At 66.5% G+C, this 21487-nt stretch carries 1 protein-coding gene; it reads left to right on the top strand.

The window, feature by feature from the left end; genetic code table 11:
• Positions 1 to 13: 13 nt before the first annotated feature.
• Positions 14 to 21448: a sigma-70 family RNA polymerase sigma factor gene (locus AB4Z47_RS16335; RefSeq protein ID WP_441951656.1), complete on the top strand. Its 21435-nt coding sequence runs from the start codon at positions 14 to 16 to the stop codon at positions 21446 to 21448.
• Positions 21449 to 21487: the final 39 nt, after the last annotated feature.

The raw sequence follows: 21487 nt of genomic DNA, 5'->3' as shown, positions 1-21487 counted from the left end.
AAACGGGCACACGGTGTTCGGCGCGGCCAACTTCGGTGGCGGTCGGGGTGGGCACCTGTTCGTGGTCTACAAGGACCCGGACACCGGTGTGGTGCGGGTGCACGAGGGGCTCGGCGACGAGGAGCGTGATGTCACGTTCGCGGAATGGACCCCGCCCGTCGGTGCGGTGGGTTTCGCCGGGATCGTGTTCGGCGAAGGCAAGCGGCCGCTGGACGCGGTGGATCCGGAGACCGGCCCGCGGATCGACCCGGGTGTGAGCATTCCGGATTGGGTCGGTGCCCGTCAGGACGACAAGGCTTCCGGTGGGGATCCACAGCGGCCGGGCCCGGTTCCGGAAGATGCTGATGACGAGTCGGATCCACCGCAGGATCGCCGTGCGGGGCCGGTCTTCTCGGCGAGCGACGAGCCGGTCTTCGGCGAGAACGCCCCAGGTGTGATGCGTCCGGCCGATGCCGGTGGATCGACAGTGGTCCCACTTCGTGAGGCGCCGAAGATCATGCCGCACGAACATATCGAGGGCACGGTTGCGCCGGAGGTCTCGTGGGAAATCGCTCGCCGCAACGGCATCGAGCTGCGCCACAATGATGTGCTGATCGACAGCGTCGAGACGTGGGCCGCATTGCATCGGTTCACGGACTTTCCCAGCTTCCTCCAAATGTGGCGTCTTGTCACCGGCGTGCTCCGTACCGACGAGGATTTCCGGCAGATTGTCGTCGAATATGCCGCCACGATGAAGGCGCACGGCGTGGTGTATGCGGAGATCGATTTCTCCCCGATCGGGCGAACCCTGGACGGTGTCTTTTACGACGAGATGTTCGAGGGTATCTACGCCGGGATCGTAGAGGCGGAGGCGCAACATGGTGTGATCATTCGAATGACTCCCAGTTTGGTGTGGGGAGTGACGGCGGAGCAAGCCGAGGAATGTGTTCGCTGGGCAGGCGGCTACCGCCACCGTTACGTAGTCGGTTTGAGTATCGGCGGCAACGAAATGCTGAGTCGCGATAATTTCACGCGATATGATCGAGCATTCACTATCGCCAGAGAAGAATACGGCTTGGGAATTGTTCCCCATCTGGGCGAGGTCGGAGATTCCGCGGCCATCTCCGCGGCGCTTCTTCGGTGGAAACCGGCTCGGATCCGACATGGCGTGAGTTTGAAGATTGCGGGCCGTCGCCAGACGCCGATCGACGAGGCGATAGTGGCGAGGCTCATCGAGCAAGGAATCGTGCTCGATCTTGCTATCACCTCCAACCTGCTGACCGGCGCGGTGAAAACCCTCGAAGACCATCCACTGCCATATTTCCTGGATGCCGGGGTGCGCTGCACGATCAGCACCGACGACCCCGCGCTGATGGACACTGATCCCACCAAGGAATACGCTCTGGCTGCACAGCTCGGTCTCAGCCTGGCCGCCGCCTACTGGAACGGCGTCCACGGAGCCCTGTGCGATGAGGAAACCCGGCAACGACTGATCGTCATCGGCGAGCAGGCATTCGGCAATCAGGCCTCACCCAACCAAGACTCGCGGACGGCCGCGCACAGGCCGGCCGAGCGGATCGAACTGACCGGACCTGTACCTGAGCGGACGCACCCTATAGGACCGCAAACCTCGACCGTGGCGGGTGCAACCCCCGTCGGCACATCCGTGCCGCGAGCGTCTGCGCGGCAGAGTGCCACCGACCACGCCCAGACTGAGCCGAATGCCCTGCAAGCGGGCACTTCGGAAACGGCCGCCGACAGCGCGTCTGCGACAGGGGCTTCGGACTACCTCGAGGCAGACCGTCCCGATGCAGAGGACGAGGAGGCACAGCGCGGCGTCGGCACATTGGCCGAAGACGCTGATACGCAACAGCGGGTTTCGTCGATTGCAGACGCGCAGGACCGCAGCACATCGGATACTCCGTTCGGCACCTCCGACGGGACGACTCTGCCACGGCTGCCCGAGCACCTGCGGACCCGGAATCAGGTGTGCGGGGCGCTGGTGCAGCGGCAGATGAAGGACTTCCTGGGGCCCGCGGGTGACTGGATCGAGGAAGTGGCGATCAATGCCGTGCTCGCGGAACGGGGCATGAGCGGCGACGAGTTCGCGATGGTTTTCGACGGGGACTGGGCCGAACAACCGTTCGGGCGCGGACGGTCCGGGCTGGAAAAGGTGATCGATCACGTCGAGAATCACGGTGGCGGTATCGCCGGGGTGATGGAATTCGGCGAGAAGGGCGCGCATGCGTTCGCGGTGTTCCGGGTGACCCAGGAGTACGCCGACCGCCACCCGGAACTGGAACTGCGGGACGAAGTCGGCAAGGTCGTGGTGTACGACAACGCCGCAGGCGGCTTGCTGCGCGGCACGCAGGTCACTCGCTGGTTGGCGGAGGCCGAGCAGGCGGAGGCAGGCACGATCCACGGCGTCATCCTCCGGGAGAACGGCCAACCGGACCGCCGGCTCAACGGCGGCAGGCCGACGCCGGGCCGTGGCCCGGTGGGACGTCGGATCGGCGACCGGCCGGGTCGAGGTGGGGACGAGGACACCGGTTCGGCACTCGAAGGCGAACCGGATCCGGAGCCGCCGGATCCCCAGCCGCAGGCACGGTTGCTGCGGGAGTTGGCGGAGTTCGCCGATCGGGGCGAACGGCGATCCCTTCCGCGGGCCGACCGGGCCCGGCTGCGTTGGCTGGAGCGGGTTCGGTGGGAGAAAGCTTCGGCCGATCACTACGCCACCCAGATGGACTCGGCGCCGTCGGTAACCCTGCGCTCCTACGACCATGAGCCGGATGCGAACGGGAACGGCATCGGGCAGGGGAGCATGACCGTGGCCTACGGCGTCCCGGAGACCGCGGACCGGGTCGTCTGGTTCGCCGCCGACACGGCGCACAGCGAGCACAGGCTGACCGAGACGATGGCCACGGCCGCCGACTTCTATGACACCGAATCGACCAGGCAGCAGCAAGAGGATCCGACCCGGACGGTGGCGGTGGTCGCGGTGCTGCGCTACGACGACACCACCCGCCCGGAGGGTCACTGGGCTGACGTTCTCGAGGCCCGGGACCGAGCAGGCGGCGAGCGGCTGGCCCAGTCGATCCTCCAGTCGAACGCGGCGCGGCGCGAATCGTCCGGGCATCGTGCGCAGATCACGATGTGGGGCGCGGGCTACGGTGGCGACCTGGTTCTTGCGGCGCTCGCTGGTGGGCAGCTCTCCGGCGAGGTCGACACGGTGGAGGCCGAGCCGAAGTGGGATGTGCTGCGCTCGGCGACCGACGGCTCGGTCGGTGCGCACCAGACGGCCGTGCGGTTGCTGGCAGCGGATATCGCCGAATTGCGGTCTGTCGAAGACCCGTCGCCGCATCAGCAGCGCCGGATCGAGCACTTGGATGCCACTGTGGCGGCGTTGAATCGCACCGCGCGCGCGGCCCACCGACTTCCGGGCGACGGGGGCAGTGTCGAAGTCCGCGCACTCGACGTGGAATACGCCGACGGTGCGGGTACCCCGATGGTGGCGGTCGGCGACCTCGACAATTTCTTCACCGGCGTCGCCCGGCAGATCCGGGTGCATGTCCTGGCCGGTGAACCAGACGCGGCGGCGTTGAACGCGGAGTTGCAGAACATCGTCGCCGACCGTCAGGAGGACCTGGAACAGGGCAGGGATCCGCGGACGGTGACGGTGGTGTGGCAAGGTACCGATCCGCGGCGGCTGGCCCGCGATATCGCCGGCCTGGTCGAGGAATGGCAGGTGTATGCCAAGGCGAGGCGGTATCGCGAAAAGATCGACCTCGCGTTGCACGACAACGGCAATCTCGCCGCGGCCGCGCTCATCGCCAGGGCCGACGCGGTACTGACTGCCGAACACGTCCTGGAGGACGCAGGGATCGACGTGCTTGCTCGGCTCGGTGTGCAGCGCACCGACGCCGACCTCGGGGTGAATCTGGTGTGGTTGCGCCTGGAGGACGAAGTGCGGTCCCGGCTGCACCGCACCCAGCTCGATACCTGGGCGGAAGAATGGCGGGTGAATGTCGAGGAACTGCTGAGCTTCGGATCGGACACCCAGACCGAGTGGTTCGACCGATTCGCCGCCGCGCGCGCGGAATCGGCCGGGCTGCTCGACCCGCCCCGTCGGGCCGCGGAACTGGCCGACGAGGCCACGCTGCGCCAGGTGCTGGCCGACCTACGTGAGACCCACCCCGACGCCAAGTCCATCCCGCTGGCCGAGACCGAACGCCGAGTGTCCGACATGCACGCCGCGTTCACGGCCGTGGAAGAGCTCCGACGTCGCAGTGCCCGGACCGCGTGGATCGACGCGCTGGAAGACGCGCTGCACCGCGCCCACGCCTGGGCCGAGCACGATCCCGCCGGCTACGGCGAGTTCTACCGTCGGCTGGTCGCGGAAGTCCGGCGGGTCAACGGCCTGAGCCGGGAACTGCTGGTTTGCTACACCGAGTACGACAACCTGTCGCCGTGGTCCGACGCTCCACCGCAGCCCCTGGTGGACCTCATGCGCCGCTACGACGTGGTGGCGACGGAACCACCGTTGGGCGCAGCAACGAAAACTCGCCTGGTCGAGCTGCTGGCCCAGGCTGCGGAAGCACTGCGCCCACTGGTCGGCGACCCCGTGCAGGCGAACCCGGAGGCCCTGGATCAGCTTGCCGGACAGGAACAGACGGCCGAACTGGTGGTTCGGTTCCGGGAACTGCGCATGCTGCTGGACCGATTCGACCGGGTCGATGACCTCGAGGCGGACGCAACCCGCCTGGACGACGAAATCCACCGTGCCCTCGCCGAGGTACTCGCCCAGTCCGCCGCCGCGCCGGTCGTGGACGAGATCACCGGCAAGGCTGGTTTCGTGCGGCCGGATGTGGTCCGAGACGGACCGTTCAACTGTGCCCCCGGGATGGCCGGTTTCATCGGTGACTTCCAGGAGCGGGTCGGTGCCCTGCGCGGCCCAGGACTGGACGAGCACCCGCTGATCGACCTGTTCGGCGTCGGTGAGGAAACGCTCGCGCGGGCGATCGGCGGGGAATGGAAAGAAGGCGGCTTCAAGCTCGGGGAGGCCGGCCTGCGCGAGGTCGTGGAACTGGTCCGCGAGACCGACGGCGCGGTGGCCGGGGCGATGGACTTCGGCCCGGCGGGCGCGCACGCCTTCGGTGTGGCAATGGGCGCCGACGGACACGTGGAGATCTACGAGAAAATCGACGGCCAGGAACTGCGCTGGCACGGCCCGGATGGTGCGCGGAAGTGGCTGGCCGAACGCGCAGGCATCGGCGTGGGCCGGGTGTTCGGGATCGTCCTGGACCACAACGGAAAGCCGAAAACCCCCTTCGTCGAAGGCCGCGACCGCGGCGACGTCATCGCCCGTTCCGCCCCGGCAGGCCCGATCCGCGGCTTGTTCGGTGGGCGTGCGAAGCGTGCGTCCGATCCTGACCCGCCCGGGCTGCCGCGGGTCGGCGACATCGCGGGCGGCGCTTCCGACGGCACCGCCGCCCGCCCGTTCCTCGACGGCCGGGAACCGGAGTCCGTCGCCGGCGTCGATTTCGAAGGCACCGACATCGGCGCTCGCCCGGATGAGCATTCGGATCCGTCTGGGAACACCGTCGATGGGCCGGATATGGACGAGGCCCAGCCGGAGCTGGATGCCTATGAGGCGTCCTTCCGCACCGAAGTTGCGGCTATCCGCCGCGACATCACGCTGCTGCGGTTGGTGTCGGAAGGACAAGAGCAGGCCGGTGATGCGCTGAATCCGGCGGAGGTGCGGTCCAGGGTCGAAAAGCTGGAGGAAGAGGTAAAGCGGCGGCAGCGTGAGGCTCGGGACAGGCACAGCCGTGAGACGGACCGGTTCATCGACCGTTTGGTCGAACTCCGGCCGCTGCGACGTGGTATGAACAAATTGACGAGCCCGGGGCCGGAGGTCGCCAGGCCCGACGATTCCCCCGCGCTTTCCGCGAAGCGTCGGACCATCAAGGAACTGACCGCCGTTCATGGTGCCGGTGGCCCGGAGGACTCCGATTACGTCGAGGTCCAAGGCCTGTTGCGAGACGACATCTCGCAGCAGACCGCCGAAGATATCGTGCGTGCGATCGACTACGTGCTGAAAATGGCGCCGCAACTGCGTCTTTCCACGATACGGTTCGCGCCGTTGGAGGGGAGGTTCGCCGAAATATCCGGCGGACATGCTCTGACGATCGATCTTCGTTGCGCTACTCACCCGGATGAATTCGCCGCGAAGTGGGCCAAGCGAGTTCACAAGCGATGGTTTTCCGCCGGCACCGGCGATGCGTGGGTCGACCTGTTCCTCCACGAGATTCTCGGTCACGGAACAGACCACGCGGGTGTCGGAGGGCCCGATACACCGGCGCGTGCGCGGGTCGACCGGCATATCGACGCCGCTTTCACCGCGTTGACCTCGTCCGGCGAGATCGCGGTGCGCAAGTGGCGATGGCTGTGGAACCTGTCCACCTACAGCCTCCGGCGCCCGGTCCGAATCCCGTTTCGGGTTCGTACGCTCGACAACGGCGAAGCGCTGGCCGAGGCGGCCGTCTATATCCGAGGCAATCCGGATTCCGATTGGCGGTCCCCGCAATACGCGTTGTACCGCGCGCTGTACGACATGCCGATCTTGGACGTCGCGGAGATCGAGCGTTTCCGGTCGGCGGAACGGCAGGGAGTCGCACGACCGCATCTCGCCGATGGGCAGGCGCTGCCGGCTCCCGCGTCCGACGGTGATGCCGACTATGCGCGGCCTGGCGCACCGGCGTATCTCGGCGACTCGGAACTGTCGCATCCAGGCGCCGCCAAACCCATACCGGTGGCGTCCGATCCCGGCGACGGCGCCGAGCCGGAAACGCCGCCTGCGGCCGGTGGGATCGCGCCGCAGCCGTCGGCATCCGCCGACCCGCTACGCGTTCCCCCGAACTGTGGTCCGGTGGCATTCCGGTTCGGTCGGGAGGTGTTGGGTCTGGAGGTGGATGTCCCGTCGTCAGGTGATGTAGACATTCGCGCCCGGGGAATGTCCGGTATTGCGGTTGCGCTTGCGGCGAAGGGGAATTGGGAGGGATTCGGGTCGGTTGGGGAGATGGCCGAGCTGGCCGCATCGGGCCAGGTGGTGTTCGGTGCGGTGAATTTCGGGGGTGATGCGGGTGGGCATCTGTTCGTGGTCTACCAGGACCCGGAGACGGGTGTGGTGCGGGTGCACGAGGGGGTCGGGGATGAGGAACGGGACGTGGCGTTCGCGGATTGGGTTCCGCCTAAGGGCGCGGTGGGTTTCGCGGGCATCGTGTTCGGTGCCGATGGGCTGCCGGCGCGTCCGGTGGACGTGGAGGTCGGGCCGGAAGGCGAACCGGGTGTGGACTTCCCGGAGTGGGTCGGTCACCGTCCGGACGACCCGCCCGACGGCGGCGACGTCAGCGCCTTCGTCCCGGTGCCGGGGCTGAGGCTCGGATCCGAATACCGGCCACTCGGCGGGAAGACCGGCCGGAGGATGACCAAGGCCGAAGGTTTCCTGGTGGTCAAGGAAGCATTCCGGCGCAACGAGCATGTGGAGGGTTTCGAGAACCACGTGTACTTCGCCGGGGACCTGGTACTGCGGTTGGCGAAGCTCGGGGTGGTGGGGGTCGATCCGAAGGCGTTCCCCCAGGAACACAAGCTGCTGGAATACCTGAAGCGGCACGGGGTGGGGATGATCCCCGAGCCATTATGCGTGTTCACCGGGCGGCTGCCGGGCGGCTGGGTGGCGACCCCACAGAACCCGGCGGTGGTCTACCGCCGTGCGCGGGGGCATGAACCGAGCCTCGCCGAGTTCTGGCGGCTGCGCAAGCCGATCATCGAGGACCTGCGGACCTGGCAGCAGCAGTTGAACCAGGTGCCTATCGAGCCGATGCTGGACCTGCTGCCCGACGACTATCCCAGGACGACACGGGAATTCGTCGAGTACCTGGTCCGCGAGCAGATGCGCGTCTTCGGCGAATTCAAGGACGCGGGAATGCACAAGAAGTTCAAGGCGTGCGGGATCCCCGAAGAGCCGTTCGCGCCGATCCTGGCGCGGCTGGACGATCTCGTCGAAGAGCCGCTGCGGTTCATCCACGGCGATCCCATCCCGCAGAACATCATGGTTCACCAGGGTCGGGTGTCGACCATGCTGGACGTGGGCGGAATGCTGATCGGCCCGGAGAGCTTCTTCTGGACGATCCTCGACCACCGCGGCGTGGCGGGCGGCTACGTCCCGCGATCCCTGTTGGGCCCGAACTGGGAGATCCTCAAAGGGATCCTGGACATTCAACGGACGATCCACGACCTGGCCCGGGATCCCGACCCCGAGCGCGACACCACCTATATGGCTGCCTTCGCCGCCGCGCGTGGGTGGTGGGGACAGCCGGTGCGGGGCAGCGCGCAGGTGCTCGCGAGCGCGGGCCATCGGTCGGTCGAGAGACGGGCCGTCAATTCGAGCGAGACCAGGCCGGTGTTCCGCACGCTGGGCGTGCGCGAGGAGGGCAATGTCTACGCCGACAGCACGAAGCGGGTCGCCGAGAACGCAGTGAACAAGTTCGTCAGGCACTTCATGGCGAACTGGCCGAGAGGGAAATGCTCGGCCGCGGCCGCGACCGCACAGCAGGCGGTCGCACACGCCTTGCGCGACACCCCCGCGGGCAAGGTACAGGTCACGATGGATTCGACCGCCCAACCGTGGTGGAACCGGATAGTGCGGATCACCGTGTTGAGCACAGGTCGGGAACTGTTCGACCCACAGCGACTGCCCGCCGAGGTGCGCGACTGGTTGGGCGAGGCGAACGCCGCGTTCCTGGACGACGCCCACGAGGGATGGGCCACGAACTCGTTCAGTTTCGTGGTGCGCATGCGGTATTTCGGCAAGGTCAGCGCCGACAAGACCATCGTTGGGCCGCCCCCGGAGGTGGCCCAGTTGGCTCGGTGGCCCGCAGACCGCTATCAGCGTCTGGGCACGCGGGTGCGAGGGCCGCAGCTGACCGATGAGGAAACCGCGATGCTGTTCGACGCGGCCGACACCAGCCTCGGCGGGGTTTCCGGCGTCGATCGTTGGGGTGTCCCGGTCGGTGACGGCTTCTGGTTGTCCGGGGACAACGCGGACCGGGTCGAGAGCATGCTGCCGATGCCCTGGCACGGGGACGATACCGCGGTGTTGGGGGCGCTGAGCGATGAGGACCTGGTGCCGCCGCTGCTGCAGGTCGTGGAGGGGCAGCCCGGCGGCGAGCATACCTCGCCGTTGCTGCTGGTACGGAGACGCCTGCCCGGTTACCCACCGGTCCGGGAAGACCTGGCCGAGGCCGAAGACGAGATACTCATCTCGGCGGTGGGTTTCCGTGACCGGTTACGGTCGCTCGTGCCGGAGTCGATGGCGCACTTGCTGTCCGCGTTGCCCGACGGATACCCGGAGGACGGGAATTCAGCGGAGTTCCTCAGGTATCAGATCGAGCACGCGACGCGGGTGTTCGCCGCGCGCCTCGACATCCGGCAGACGACCGCCTGCCGGGAAGTGCTCGCGCTGTTCGGGGTGCTCGACGATCCGTTCGCGCCGGTGTTGGCCAAGGCGAATGCGCTGCAACCACGCCCGTTCGAGATGCTGCATGGCAAGCTCACGGCTGACAACTTCCTGCTCGCGAACGGCAGGGTCAGCGGGGTCACTGGTCACCGCTGGCAGTGGGGCGACCCGGCGCTGGACTGGGCGAGCTTGGACGTGTCTCTCGGCGGCGGTGTCCCCGAGTCGGTCGGCGGTCCGAACCTGGCGACCTACCGCGACTTCGTGCATGTCCGAAACGTGCTCGACAGCATCCACACCATCGTGGACGCGATCGGTCACCCGGACCCGGAACTCGATGTCGAGATCCCGGAAAACCTGTGGCCCAGCCTGGTTCGGTTCCGCGAACTCCAGGGCCTGGACACGACGTTCACCGAACAGGAATGGGTGGAAGCCCTCCGCGACCTCCGACGCAACACGCTGTCCCGGCTCGAGACAATCCCGCCGGAGAACGTTGAAGAAGCCGCCGTAGTGGCGGAAGCTGTCGACGGCCGGATCGCAAGCTGGGGAGATAGCGGTCCTGCTCCCGACCAGGGAGGCGGCAACGATGGGGCGGTAGCGAAGTCGCCGCATCCGGTGCCGCCGGATGCGGCACGTGTGCCGCGGGCGCGGGCGAACGAGGGGGCGGGGAAGAACGAGCGGGCACCTGAAGATGCGGATCAGCGCAACGACAGCGGCTACCGGCTGCCGGATGTGGCCACGCCCGGCGGTGTCGCACACATCGAGCAGGGCGGGCCGCTGGACTGTGCGTTCCGTTCACTCGAGAAGGTGCGGGGGCTGACCGGAAGCGCCGTGATCGATCTTGCCGCTGCCAGGGCGAGTGGTATGGCGGGGATGCATTGGCGGGACTTGGAGAGCCATGCTGGTGGTCGTTTGCGGGTCGAGACGCACGCGGCTATCGCGGAGCGCCTGGGGAAGGCCCGCAATGGCGCGGTCAGTCTTGTGGTGGACGAGTATCAGGGTGTTGCTCAGCGCAGCGATGGGGTGGGTGCGCATGCCTATGTGATGTACAACGACAAGGGCACCGTGATGGTGTGGGACCCGGCGACCAACGAGTTGTGTCGTTATCAGGATTGGTCTCCGCCTGCGGAGGTCGCCGGCAGCTGGGCGGTCCACTACGACGCCGTGGGAACTCCGCAGGACACCGACGATCTCGGTGTGGACGATGGTGCCAGGCCGACCAGCCTCATCGGCGCGGCGCCCGACCCGGCGGGATCGGTGCCGCTGGGTATCGCCGATGGGCCCACTGCCACGCCCGGGAGCGGCGAGACCCTGCTGACGCAGGGGGTGGACAGCCGCGGTGCTCCGGTGGACGGAACATTGGGCTCTGCCGGTTACGTGCGCCCGAAACGGCATCCGCGGCAACCGTTGGTGCAGTGGGCGGACTGGCAGGGGCGGCCGGCCGACAGCAGGCCCGCGCAGGTCCGTGCGCGGAGGGCGGTCGAGGATCTGTTCGCCGAACTTTCAGTCGGCCAGCGGGCGTTCATCCGGCGCTGGTTTCTGGCGGATCCGCCTATGTCGCTCGCCACTATCGCGGCCGGCCTGGATGTTTCCGAGCGCGCGGTGGAAACGCGCGTAGCGGAGTTGGCTCGTGCACTGGAGTGGTCGGATGTGTATTCGTGCGCACAGACAGTGTTCGCGTTGCGACCGGAGTTGGTGCAGCTCGGACGCGGTGTCTGGTGCGACCAGGTCATACGGCATCTAGACCTGTTCGCATGCCATGCGGGCGAGGCGGTGCGGGCGAGAGTGGTTCACGGCGAAACGGATGAGCAGCCGCAGACGTCCGACACGCCGGATGATCGGTTGTCTGCCGAATTACCTCCCCCAGCCGATGAAAACGGCGGCGACGTAGCACCACCGCCGAGCGCTCCACCGCGCAACAGCGGACATGCCGGAGGATTGTCGAGCCGGCCCCCGGCACCGTTACCTGGTATGCCAGACGATGCAGTGTCCGAAACGTTCGGCCGGAACTGGGCGCGTGGGCTCGAGGCGTATCCGGTTGCAGCGAATCCGTTCGGCAGGTTCGGTCGCACGCCGCGGGCGGTGATCGACGGCGCGACAACGCATGCCGCAGGCGTGGATGGCATCGAAGGCGGCGGTCTGGGGAGCGGGAAGAAACGGGCCGACGCGGCGTCGCAGCAGGCCGGTTCCGATTCGACGGACCAAGTGGCAGACGACGACCAGCGCAGCGAACAGGACGTGCGTGACGCCGAACTGCTTGATGCATTTCGGGCGGGCGATAGTTCCGCGTTCACGACGTTGCACAATCACTACGTTGATTACGCCCGTCGGATCGCCCGTCGCGAAGTCCGCAACGAGAGCGACGTCGAAGACATCGTCGCTGAAAGCTTCGTAATTCTGTACGAGAAGTTGGTCAGCGGTGACGACATAGCGCATTTCAGAACCTATTTGACCGGAACCATCAAGGCAATCGGCGGAAAGCTTCGTCGTCATACCGCGCGGCAGCAGCTCATCGAAGACACCAATTTCTTGGACGTTCTCGGCCTCGACCAGAATCCGATGCCCGACGCGCCCGCAGTGTCGGAGGAGTCCGATACGGCCGACTCGATTGTCGACCGGGCGATGGGCAGCCTGCCGGAGCAGTCGCGAGTGGTGCTGCGGCTGATCGACATCGAAGAGTACACGTCGGGAGAACTGGCGTCGATGCTCGGATCGCCCGTGGGCGAGATCGAAGAACTGGTCAACCGCGCCCGGGAAGAGCTGCGTGCGGCACTGGTGCGGGAGCAATTACAAGGGGGAACGCTTGCTGCCGCGTTGACCGACGGTGAGGCGTTGGCGGCGGTGCTCATGACCGGAGGTGAGTGGGCGGAGGCTTTCCCGTCTGTCACCGCGGAGATGGCCGTGATCCGGGCGCTGCGGCGCAAGCAGCTGGCCGAGGTACGGCACTTTGTCGAGGGGCTGCACTTGGTGCGGAGGGAATGGTTCCTCCGGTGGTTCCTCGGACAGTCGGTGGCCGAGATAGCGGTGGAGATGGGCGACCCGGAACAGACGGTTCTGGACCAGCTGCACATCCTGATCCGCAAGTTGGCCAGGGGGCTTGCCGACCACGACATGCTGGAACGGCAACGGCGGAAGCTGACCCGGCCACGCACGCAGGGCGACAGCCCGTCGTTGCTGTTGGTCGAGGCCGTCTATGCCCACGAGCCGGACCTGGTGACGGCGTGCCTGTCGGACCTATCCGACGACGACCGGGAAATCTTCAGGCAATACTTCGATGACGCCAAGACGGTGACCGCGATCGCACGCGAGGTCTCACGGGTCATTGTCGAGCGGGCACTGGAACGTATTACTGCTCTTGTCGAACCGATTCTTCAGCCAGACCTGGTCCAGCGATATACCGGTGGTGGCTCGCTTCGTCGGAGCACGAGGGAGGATGTGGCCGCGGAAGCCGGTGTGAGCAGTTACTGGGTCACCCACTTGTTTTCCGACGAAGGACCGGTATCCAGCACCGGACGACGAGTAGAAGCTGCCGCGCTCCGGCTGGGCTACCGAAATCAAATACGGGGTTTGCGCGCCGGTGTGGTCGTGGAGGGGGGCTCGTCGGACGCACTTGTCCCGGCCGTGCGCGCGAGGCAGGAGCCGAGTGCGGGGAGCACGTGGGCGGTGCGACGAGTCCGCGAGATGAGCCCCTCGGATCTGAAATCCTTGATCCCGAAACTGTTCGAGTATGATCGCGCCGCCGCCTGGCTGCTGTTCGTGGATGAATTACCCATTCCGACCGTGGCAAGATTGCTCGATCGCAGCCGAAGGACGGTCTCCGACCAACAGAGTCTGATCGCCGAGTCGTTGGACGCATTGTCGTCCGGTGGTGTGTTGCTGACCGACAGTCAGGCGCCGGAGTTATTGCGGAAGATCCTGAGTCTCGACCCGGATGTGCTGGCACCGCATCTGTCTGTCCTCACCGAACAGGCCCGATTTCGTTACGAGCAGCATTTCGTGCGAGGGCAGAGCGCACGTTGGATATCCGACATGACGGGTGTCGATCGCAGGGTTATCCGAAATGACCTCGTTCGAATCGCTCAACGGTTGATCAAGTCGCTGCCGACGGAGTTGGTGAAATACCTGTGCGGAGGTATGTCCGATGGCGCCGCGTTGATACTGGTCGAGGCGATCGCGAAATACGATTCCGCGGAGCTGGACCCCTGCCGGTCCACGTTGACCCCGATCCAGCAGCAGTACTTCGACCGGTATCTGGGGGAAGGGCTCTCCCCGTCGGAAAGCGCCCGAGCGCTTGGCCGTTGGCCACGAAGCCTCGGCACTCCGCTGTATCGCATGGCGCACGCGGTGGCGGATGTGGCGACTGTCGCCGGCGTGGGAAAGCAATACGCCTGGGAAGTGCTCGACCGGGGAGCCACCGGCTCGGAAATGGCGGAGAGGATTCAGGCCGTCGCCGCTGCGTTCGGCTGGCGGCCGGAGCGGCCGGACATAGTTGTCGACGGTCCGCCAGGGCGGTCGCCCGTTCCATCGGTGCGAGGGGCGGAATTCGCCGTGGACCCGAGGTGGCACCGGGCATCCCGCATCGTCGAGGGCGCGGATCTCGCGGATCGGAAGGCCGGAATCCGGCTGCTGCCGCCGGAACATCAGGACATAGCCAGGCTGCTGTTCGTGGACATGCTGACCGCAGACCAGGTGGCGCAACGGCTCGATGTCGCCCCGGGGCGGGTTTACACGATGCGCAAGAGCCTGGTGAACCGGTTGGCGGTCTGGCTGTCCACCGGCGTGATGATGACCGAAGCCCAGGCCCTGTTGTTGGTCGAGGCGATTCAGTCCCGCTCGGATATCGTGACGTTGCACCGATCGCGGCTGTCGCCGAAGGAGCAGGTCTATGCCGACCTGTACCTGCAGCAGGGCTTGTCCGCGAACGAGATCGTCGACGCCATCGGCGGAGATCCGGTGCAGGTCAATGGGATGGCACAGCAGCTCGCGTTGACATTGGTGGCTCTGCTGCCACCGGAGCTCGTGCAACGGTATCTGGCCCGGGGGCCGCTTCGCCGGGTGACTCTGCCGGATATCGCCGCCGGGGCCGGGGTGAGCAGGACGATGGCCGGTCGGATCGCGGGCGAGGACGACGGCGGGTTCGATCCGGAAACGGTAGCGCGCGTGAAGGCGGAGATCGCGCGGTTCGGGTGGCGGCGGGCGCGGTCGGGTATCGTGGTCGACACTGCGGCAGGAGTCGAACCGGCAGCGGCGGTGGGCATGCTGATCGACGGCCTCGGATTGCCTGCCGAGGTGGTCGCGGCCGAGATCCTCGGCGACCACACACAAGCCGCGCTCCTACCAGAAGAGCGCGCGTTCACCACCGCGAAGTCGATGGCGGACCCGCGTGCGCGTGAGTCCCTCATCCGCCGCGCTTGCGCGCGGCGCGCACTGGCGAAACTGGGTCTCGCGGACGCGCAGATTCCACCAGATGTGTCTGCTGATTCCGCAGTGGCCAAGAAGGCGCCGCGGTGGCCCGACGGGGTGGTCGGAGGTATCGCCGGCACAGACGGCTATCACGTCACCGCGGTGGCGTCGCGTGGGCGGGTGCGGTCGATCGGCATCGACGTCCAGGCCGAGGAGCCGCTGCCGGACGACACGCGGGGCTGGGCTGTCCGGCCGGAGGAAATGGCCTGGTTGGCCGAGATCGACGTCGAGGGCGACATCCCATGGGACCGGGTGGTGTTCTCCGCCAAGGAGAGTGTGTTCAACGCGTGGTTGGCGCTGACCGGCCGTTGGCTGGGGATGCTGGATGTCGTCGTCACTGTTGACCCGGAAGCGGGCACCTTCACCGCCCGGCTACCGGCTGCCGACCGCAACGCCGTGGACGGCGGCCCGCCGCTGCCGGAAACACTTTCCGGCCGGTTCGCGGTCCAGACCGGCATCGTGTTGACCGATGTCATCGTCTGGCAGGAGAACCCGAGTGATCCGGCGGGCGCCCTGACTCGACCGGCACCGCAGGTATCAATACCTCACCTTCCGGCTGGGGCAGTCGGACTGGAAGCCCACCCGCTGACCGGCCCTCCGCTGCGGGAACAGGTAGCGGTCGCGGCCGGTGTGTCGCTGACCTCGATAAGCGCCGTATTCAACTGCAGCGCCAAGCGCGCGAGCAAAGCGACGGCGTTGCGGGTGCTCGAAGCGGCGCAGGAGCTGAATTATGCGCCGCAGCAGCGCGCGAAAGCGTGGGAGTTCTGGCAGAACCGACCCGACCGGGTACCGCTGAAAGAGGTGGCGCGCGAGGCCGGTATGGATCGGAGCACGGCGAGCTATGTGTTCGCCCGCAATACCAGGATAAGTAAGCAGACGGCATTACAGCTGCTCGCGGCGACCGTCGGGTTGGGACATGCGGTGCCGCCGCTGTTGCGGCTGTTCTGGGAGGCGCAGCCCGAAGCGGTACAGCCATCCGATGTGGCCGTGATGGCCGAGACGAGCCCGTCGTCGGTGAAACAGGTGCAGCATGGCGTCCCGACAGTGCGCACGAAGACCGCGCTGCAGGTGATCGCTGCGGCCGATGTCAGGGGCCTGGAGATCCCGGCGTCCGCCAGGCGGGTTTATCAGGCCGAAGCCGATGTGCCCGATGCGGTGGTGTTCCCGGCCATGATCGCGCATCGCGCGGGGGCCGGCCCCAGGTTGTGTGCGCCGGCGGCGGTGGATGTGTTGGCGGAGAAGGGGATTGCGCTGCAGCGTCCGCTGCGGATCGACGCCGACCGGGTTATCGCCAACGGTGTGGACTTGAACGAGCTGGCCGAGGCCTACGGCGCGGACACCGAGGACTTCGACTCGGTGGATGACCTTGCCGCACAAGTGAAACCCGGCAGGACGGTGCTGGGTGTGGTGGATTACGGCGCGGCGGGTGGGCATGTGTTCGTGCTGTTCCTCGGCAAGGACGGCAAGGTGTGGGTGGCCGACTTCGACGGTCACCGGAAGGTGGTGATGCGGTACGCCGATTGGCCCAAGCCGACCGGCGTGCTGTCGGTGGAAGGCATCGTGTTCGGCGAGGACGGTCCGGCGAAGCCGCTCGGCCCCGGACAGTCGCCCCGCGTCGGCAAACGGCGTTTGATGGTCGGTGCGCGCAACGACCACGGCGGCGAACCCGAGCGCGCCGAGCGGCTGACCGAGGAAACCCGGTCGGCCGCCGGGCGGATCGACGATGTCGCCACGGTGCGTGCCGTGCTGGCGAGCGCCCAGTTCGTGCTGCTGGACGTCGACGGCCCCGTCTGCGACTTCTTCGCGGGCCTGTCCGCGCCGCAGGTATCCGAGCGGCTGCGGCAGGTCTGGCGGGATACCGGGATCGAGATGCCGCACGACGTCATCGGCACAACGGATTTCCTTGTCGTGTTGCGGCGCGCCGCCGAAGTCGACGTCGAGCTCGGCCGCCAGGTGGAAGAGGCGCTGAGGCGGGCGGAAGTCGAGGCCACGCGTTCGGCCGTGCTGACCCCCGGTGTGCGGGAAAGCCTGGTGGAGTTGCGGCGCCGCGGGGTTCCGGTGGTGTTGGTGAGCAACAACTCGACGGTGGCGATCCAGCAATTCGTGGAGGACAACGGCCTGGAGGAGCTGATTCTGGGTGTCGTCGGTCGGGATCCCTTCGAGGTGGCATGGCTGAAACCACACCCGCAGCCGTTGCGGGTGGCCTTGGAACTGCTCGGCAACCCCGACCCGCACGCGGGTGTCATGATCGGGGATTCGGACACGGATGTCGTGGTCGCGAACACCATGGGTATGCCGTCGTTCGGATACGTCATCAAGCCTGGCTCCGCGGAGAAGCTCGCCCGTGCGGGCGCGACCGCGCTCATCACCGATATGCACCGCGTCGCCGACAACGTCCCAAGCAGAGCGCCCCGGGACGCCGATGTCCCCGCCCGTGACCGTGATGGTGCGGACGCCGAGGTCGAGGATGGCGTTGCGGCACAACCGGAATCGCCCCCGCCGGTCGTTGTCCCCGTTGATGCCCGCGACGACGAGAACAACGTCCATGCGGCGGTGCCGGGCATCGTCGACGAGGTGCTCGTTCGGACCGATGAGAACGCGACCTGTGTCGAGGCGGACCCACCGAGCGACCGGCCCGGCAGCGATGATGTCCGGCAGGAATCCGATGTGCTAGCGGCGGCGTGCATCGCTGCGGCCGGATGGGCCACCGAATCCATCACCTTGCGCGCACATGTGACCGATGCAGGCACAGAAATTGCGCCGAGAACCTGGTTGGACGTTGCGGCCGTGGCACCGGATCCCATTCCTCGGTTCTCCCGGAGTCGAGCCGGTATCAAGGAACAGTTCGGATTCAATATCGAACGTGGGATCAGGCTGGATCTCTACGAGTCGATCGGGCCGATAAATCCGCATTTCAGCTGTCATGGCTATACATTCTCACGCAATGGCGAAGCGGGATGTGTCAATCCGAGTGTTGTCGATCGAATCTTGGCGGAAAACGGATTCAATAGAGTAGATGATGCGGGCGATGTCGTGCCGGGGGATGTCGTGATATTTCGAAAAAATGGTGGCGTGGCACATTCGGGCGTCATTTCGAGGGTTGGTCCGGACGGCATCTTTGTGGACTCCAAACACGGCATTCTCAATGTGACCAGGAATGAGGTAAGAGAACTTGTCGGCGAAATGTACGGTTCGAATTTCGAGTTCTATCACACCGATCGGCCGGACGGTAGGTTCCTGACTCGGGTCGATGCCGTAACCCTGGAATCGCCGCACTGGCCCCCCCAGCAGACGTATTCCGATCGGTCGGAGCGCACTTCCGCCGCCGACGTGGGTGACGGCTCCACCCACGCTCCCCGAGACGTCGCGTCGCCCTCGGGTCCGACCGACGGCGTGACCGAGGCGGCACGTCCCGGGTACGGCCGGGGGTGGCCGGAAGCACAGCAGGCTGCCAGGCCCACAGGCCTGATCGGGATCACGAACGTCTCCGACCCCGAACGCCGCTGGGACGGTGACGGCGAACCCTGGGACCGCGGCCCCAAGCCGGCACGGGGACAACGCCGGATCGCAAGGCTCGCGCAACTCGACGCAGACGGCAGCGGCAGTGGATGTGCTCCCGACGCCAGACAATCACGCGTCCAGAAGAGTGCGGCCGCCAGCAAAAAGCCGACCTCCGCACCGCCGCCTGTGCAGGACGTGCCACCCGAGGACGACACGGTCTCGAACCCGCACGCCGACCGCCTAGCTCTGAGCGACTCCGAATACTGGGCGCCGGTCGCGGCCGCCATAAAGGAGTTGCTCGCACTCAACCCCGATGCCTACTGGTACATGCGGGACCTCCCGATGCCCGAGCCCGGGGAGCCGTTCGGCGCTGACTGGGGCAGTAATCGGGGGGAAGTGTTCGATGCGGCCTTATCGGGGGTCGAGGAGGAGCTGAGCAACGAGGAGAACGCGGACAAAAACATCCTCGAGTTCCTCGATGCGATGTTCTCGGGGGCTACCGAGAAGTTACGCAACGTGGAGCTCACGGACAAAGATTTCCTCGAGCTGGGCCGGGTCATCAAACGCGCCCCCCTGTATACGACGCTCGCCTTGATTGTCACGGCTGGCTTGTCGGTCGATCAGCTGGTGCACGTGCGCAAGGTCGGCTGGGACTCACTGTTTGTCAAACAGGAGAGGAGGACGCGCGACGGTGAGGTGATCACCGTCTGGAAGTTTCGGACCATGCCGGAGGACGAGCCGCCGAAATCCAGCACCCCGGACATCAATGACCGGATCACCAGCTGGACGAAGTTCCTGCGCGCCACATCGCTCGACGAGCTGCCGCAGCTGCTGTCGATAGCGCGCGGCAGGATGCAGTACTACTCGGGCAGGCCGCTGCTGGACGTCTCGGGCGAGCCGCTGCTGGACGACTCGGGCCAACCGCTGCTGGACGACTCGGGCAAGCCGCTGCGGGACGACGACTTCTTCAAGATGCGCCGCGTACTCACGGACGAGGAGTACGCGTTCTGGGACAACTTCCTGAAGAACGACCTGTGGTCGGCGCTGCATTTCCCGGGATGCCGCGGGCTCGAACCCCAGGGGGACGACTATCTGCGGGCGCGGTACCTCAGTGCCTTCATCTGGTCGAGGATGGGCAATCGAGCGGCCGAGGAATACATGATGGAGGTCGTCGACAGCTACTTGCTCAGCACTGTTTTCCGGGAATCCCCTGAACTGCTGTTGGGCACCGGAAGGGAAATCCTCGAGGGTATCGCCGGCCTTCTTCCCGAGGAATCCAGGACGAAGCTGCTGGATATCGCGCAGTCTGTCTTCGGCGGTCTCGCCGGCTGGGTGGGAAAGATGATACGAGGTGCGGCAGGCCTTGCGGCAGACTTCGTGTACCCAGTGCCTGCGAGGAAAACCACATCGGCGGACACCGTGCCACAGCAGGGTCCGGAGCCCGATTCCTCTGCACCGCCATCGGCACACCAGTCGACGCCCGAACCCAGTTCCGACCCGCCAACCACCACCGAACGCGCGCCTGCCGAGGGCAAGCGGCTAGCACATACCGAGGCCGTCGCCATCGAGCCGGGCACTGCCGAGGACCTCCGTGCCGTTCTGGACGCCACAGGCTATGTGCTGTTGGACTTCGACGGCCCGGTCGCAACCTTGTTCACGCACCCGAGGGCGGCGGAGGTCTGCGGTCTGCTCCGCGAGATTCTGACGCGCGAGGGTCTCGAGATCCCGCCGGATGTTGCCGAAACCTCCGATTGCCTGGTTGTTCTGAGATTCGCCGCCACGGTCAGCCCTGAGCTTGCCCGCAGAGTCGAGAAAAAACTGACCGAGTTGGAGAAAATCGCCGCGCGCTCAGCTGATGAGCCAACTCCTGGCTGCGTGAAGTTGCTCGAAGAGTTGAAGCTCGAGCGGATTCCGGTGGTGATAGTCGGTAAGAGCTCGAAGTGGGCGATTTCCGACTACCTGGCCATACACGGCCTGCAGGACTTGGCCACCGGTGGTGTGCTCGGCCGAGTCGGATCGAATGTCGCTGCGCTCGAGATGGCCACCCAGTTGCGTATGGGGCGCCTCGTCGTCGGCCTCCACCGCAGCTTCCCGGAACCGGGGCTGTTCGTCATGATCGGGGACTCGCAATCGGACAATGCTGCTGCGAAGGCATTCGGTGCGCGGTCCATCCTGTACGCCGACGAGCCGCGGAAAGTCGAAGAGTTCGTTCTCGCAAATCCCGATGCTGTCGTCACCGACATGCACCACATCGCGCAGAGCGTCTCGGAAACCGGTGTGACGGACCTCGCGGACCCGGGTCACAGGAGGGACACCGCATCGCCTGACACCGTGCAGCAGCACGGTCCGGAGTCCGAATCCTCTCTCCAATCGGCACGCCGGCCACAGCCCGAACCCGGTTCCGACGATCCGGTGCACGTTCGGCGACCGCGAAGCGCCGAACCCGGCGACATCGATGATGGCGTCGTCGTTCGATTCGATGATGTGCCGTGGGCGGGGTTGGACAATCAGTGCTGGCCGTGGTTGTTGGCGGATGTGCGGGATGAGTTCGGGCGTACGGATATCGAGGTGGGCCCGGCTGATCCGTTGACGGGGACGTGGGTTCGCGACGCGGAGGAGCAGCTCGGTGGGCGGGCTGATCGGCTGTCCGGAATGGCTGAGGCGGTGGCGCGGTTGCGGGTGTCCGGACGTGTCGGCGCGGGGATGGTGGTGTTCATCCCGAGCGCTGATGGTCTCGGTCACGCGGTGTGGCTGCGATTGCGGCAGCGCGCGAACGGGACCGTGTGGGTGGAGTTCCGCGACCCGGCCCGTCGGGAGATACAGCGCGACTTCGTGGCTCCTGCGGACGGGCCTGGCGACGAGGTGTGGGCGCTGGCCTTGGATCCCGCCACTGGTCGGCCGATGGAGATGCCCGGCGGCCCGGTTGACCCGGCCTCGCCCCGCGCGAACTTCCGGGTGGGGTTGGAGCAGCCGCGGCCGTTACTCGGCTGAAACGGCATCTGGGACCGAACGCGCTACGGGCCGCGTCCG

Origin of the sequence: Nocardia sp. 2TAF39 (assembly GCF_052114905.1) — a bacterium.
Classification (GTDB): Bacteria; Actinomycetota; Actinomycetes; order Mycobacteriales; family Mycobacteriaceae; genus Nocardia.
The sequence above is the reverse complement of the archived record's forward strand: the minus strand, read 5'-3'. Positions and strand labels throughout refer to the sequence as shown.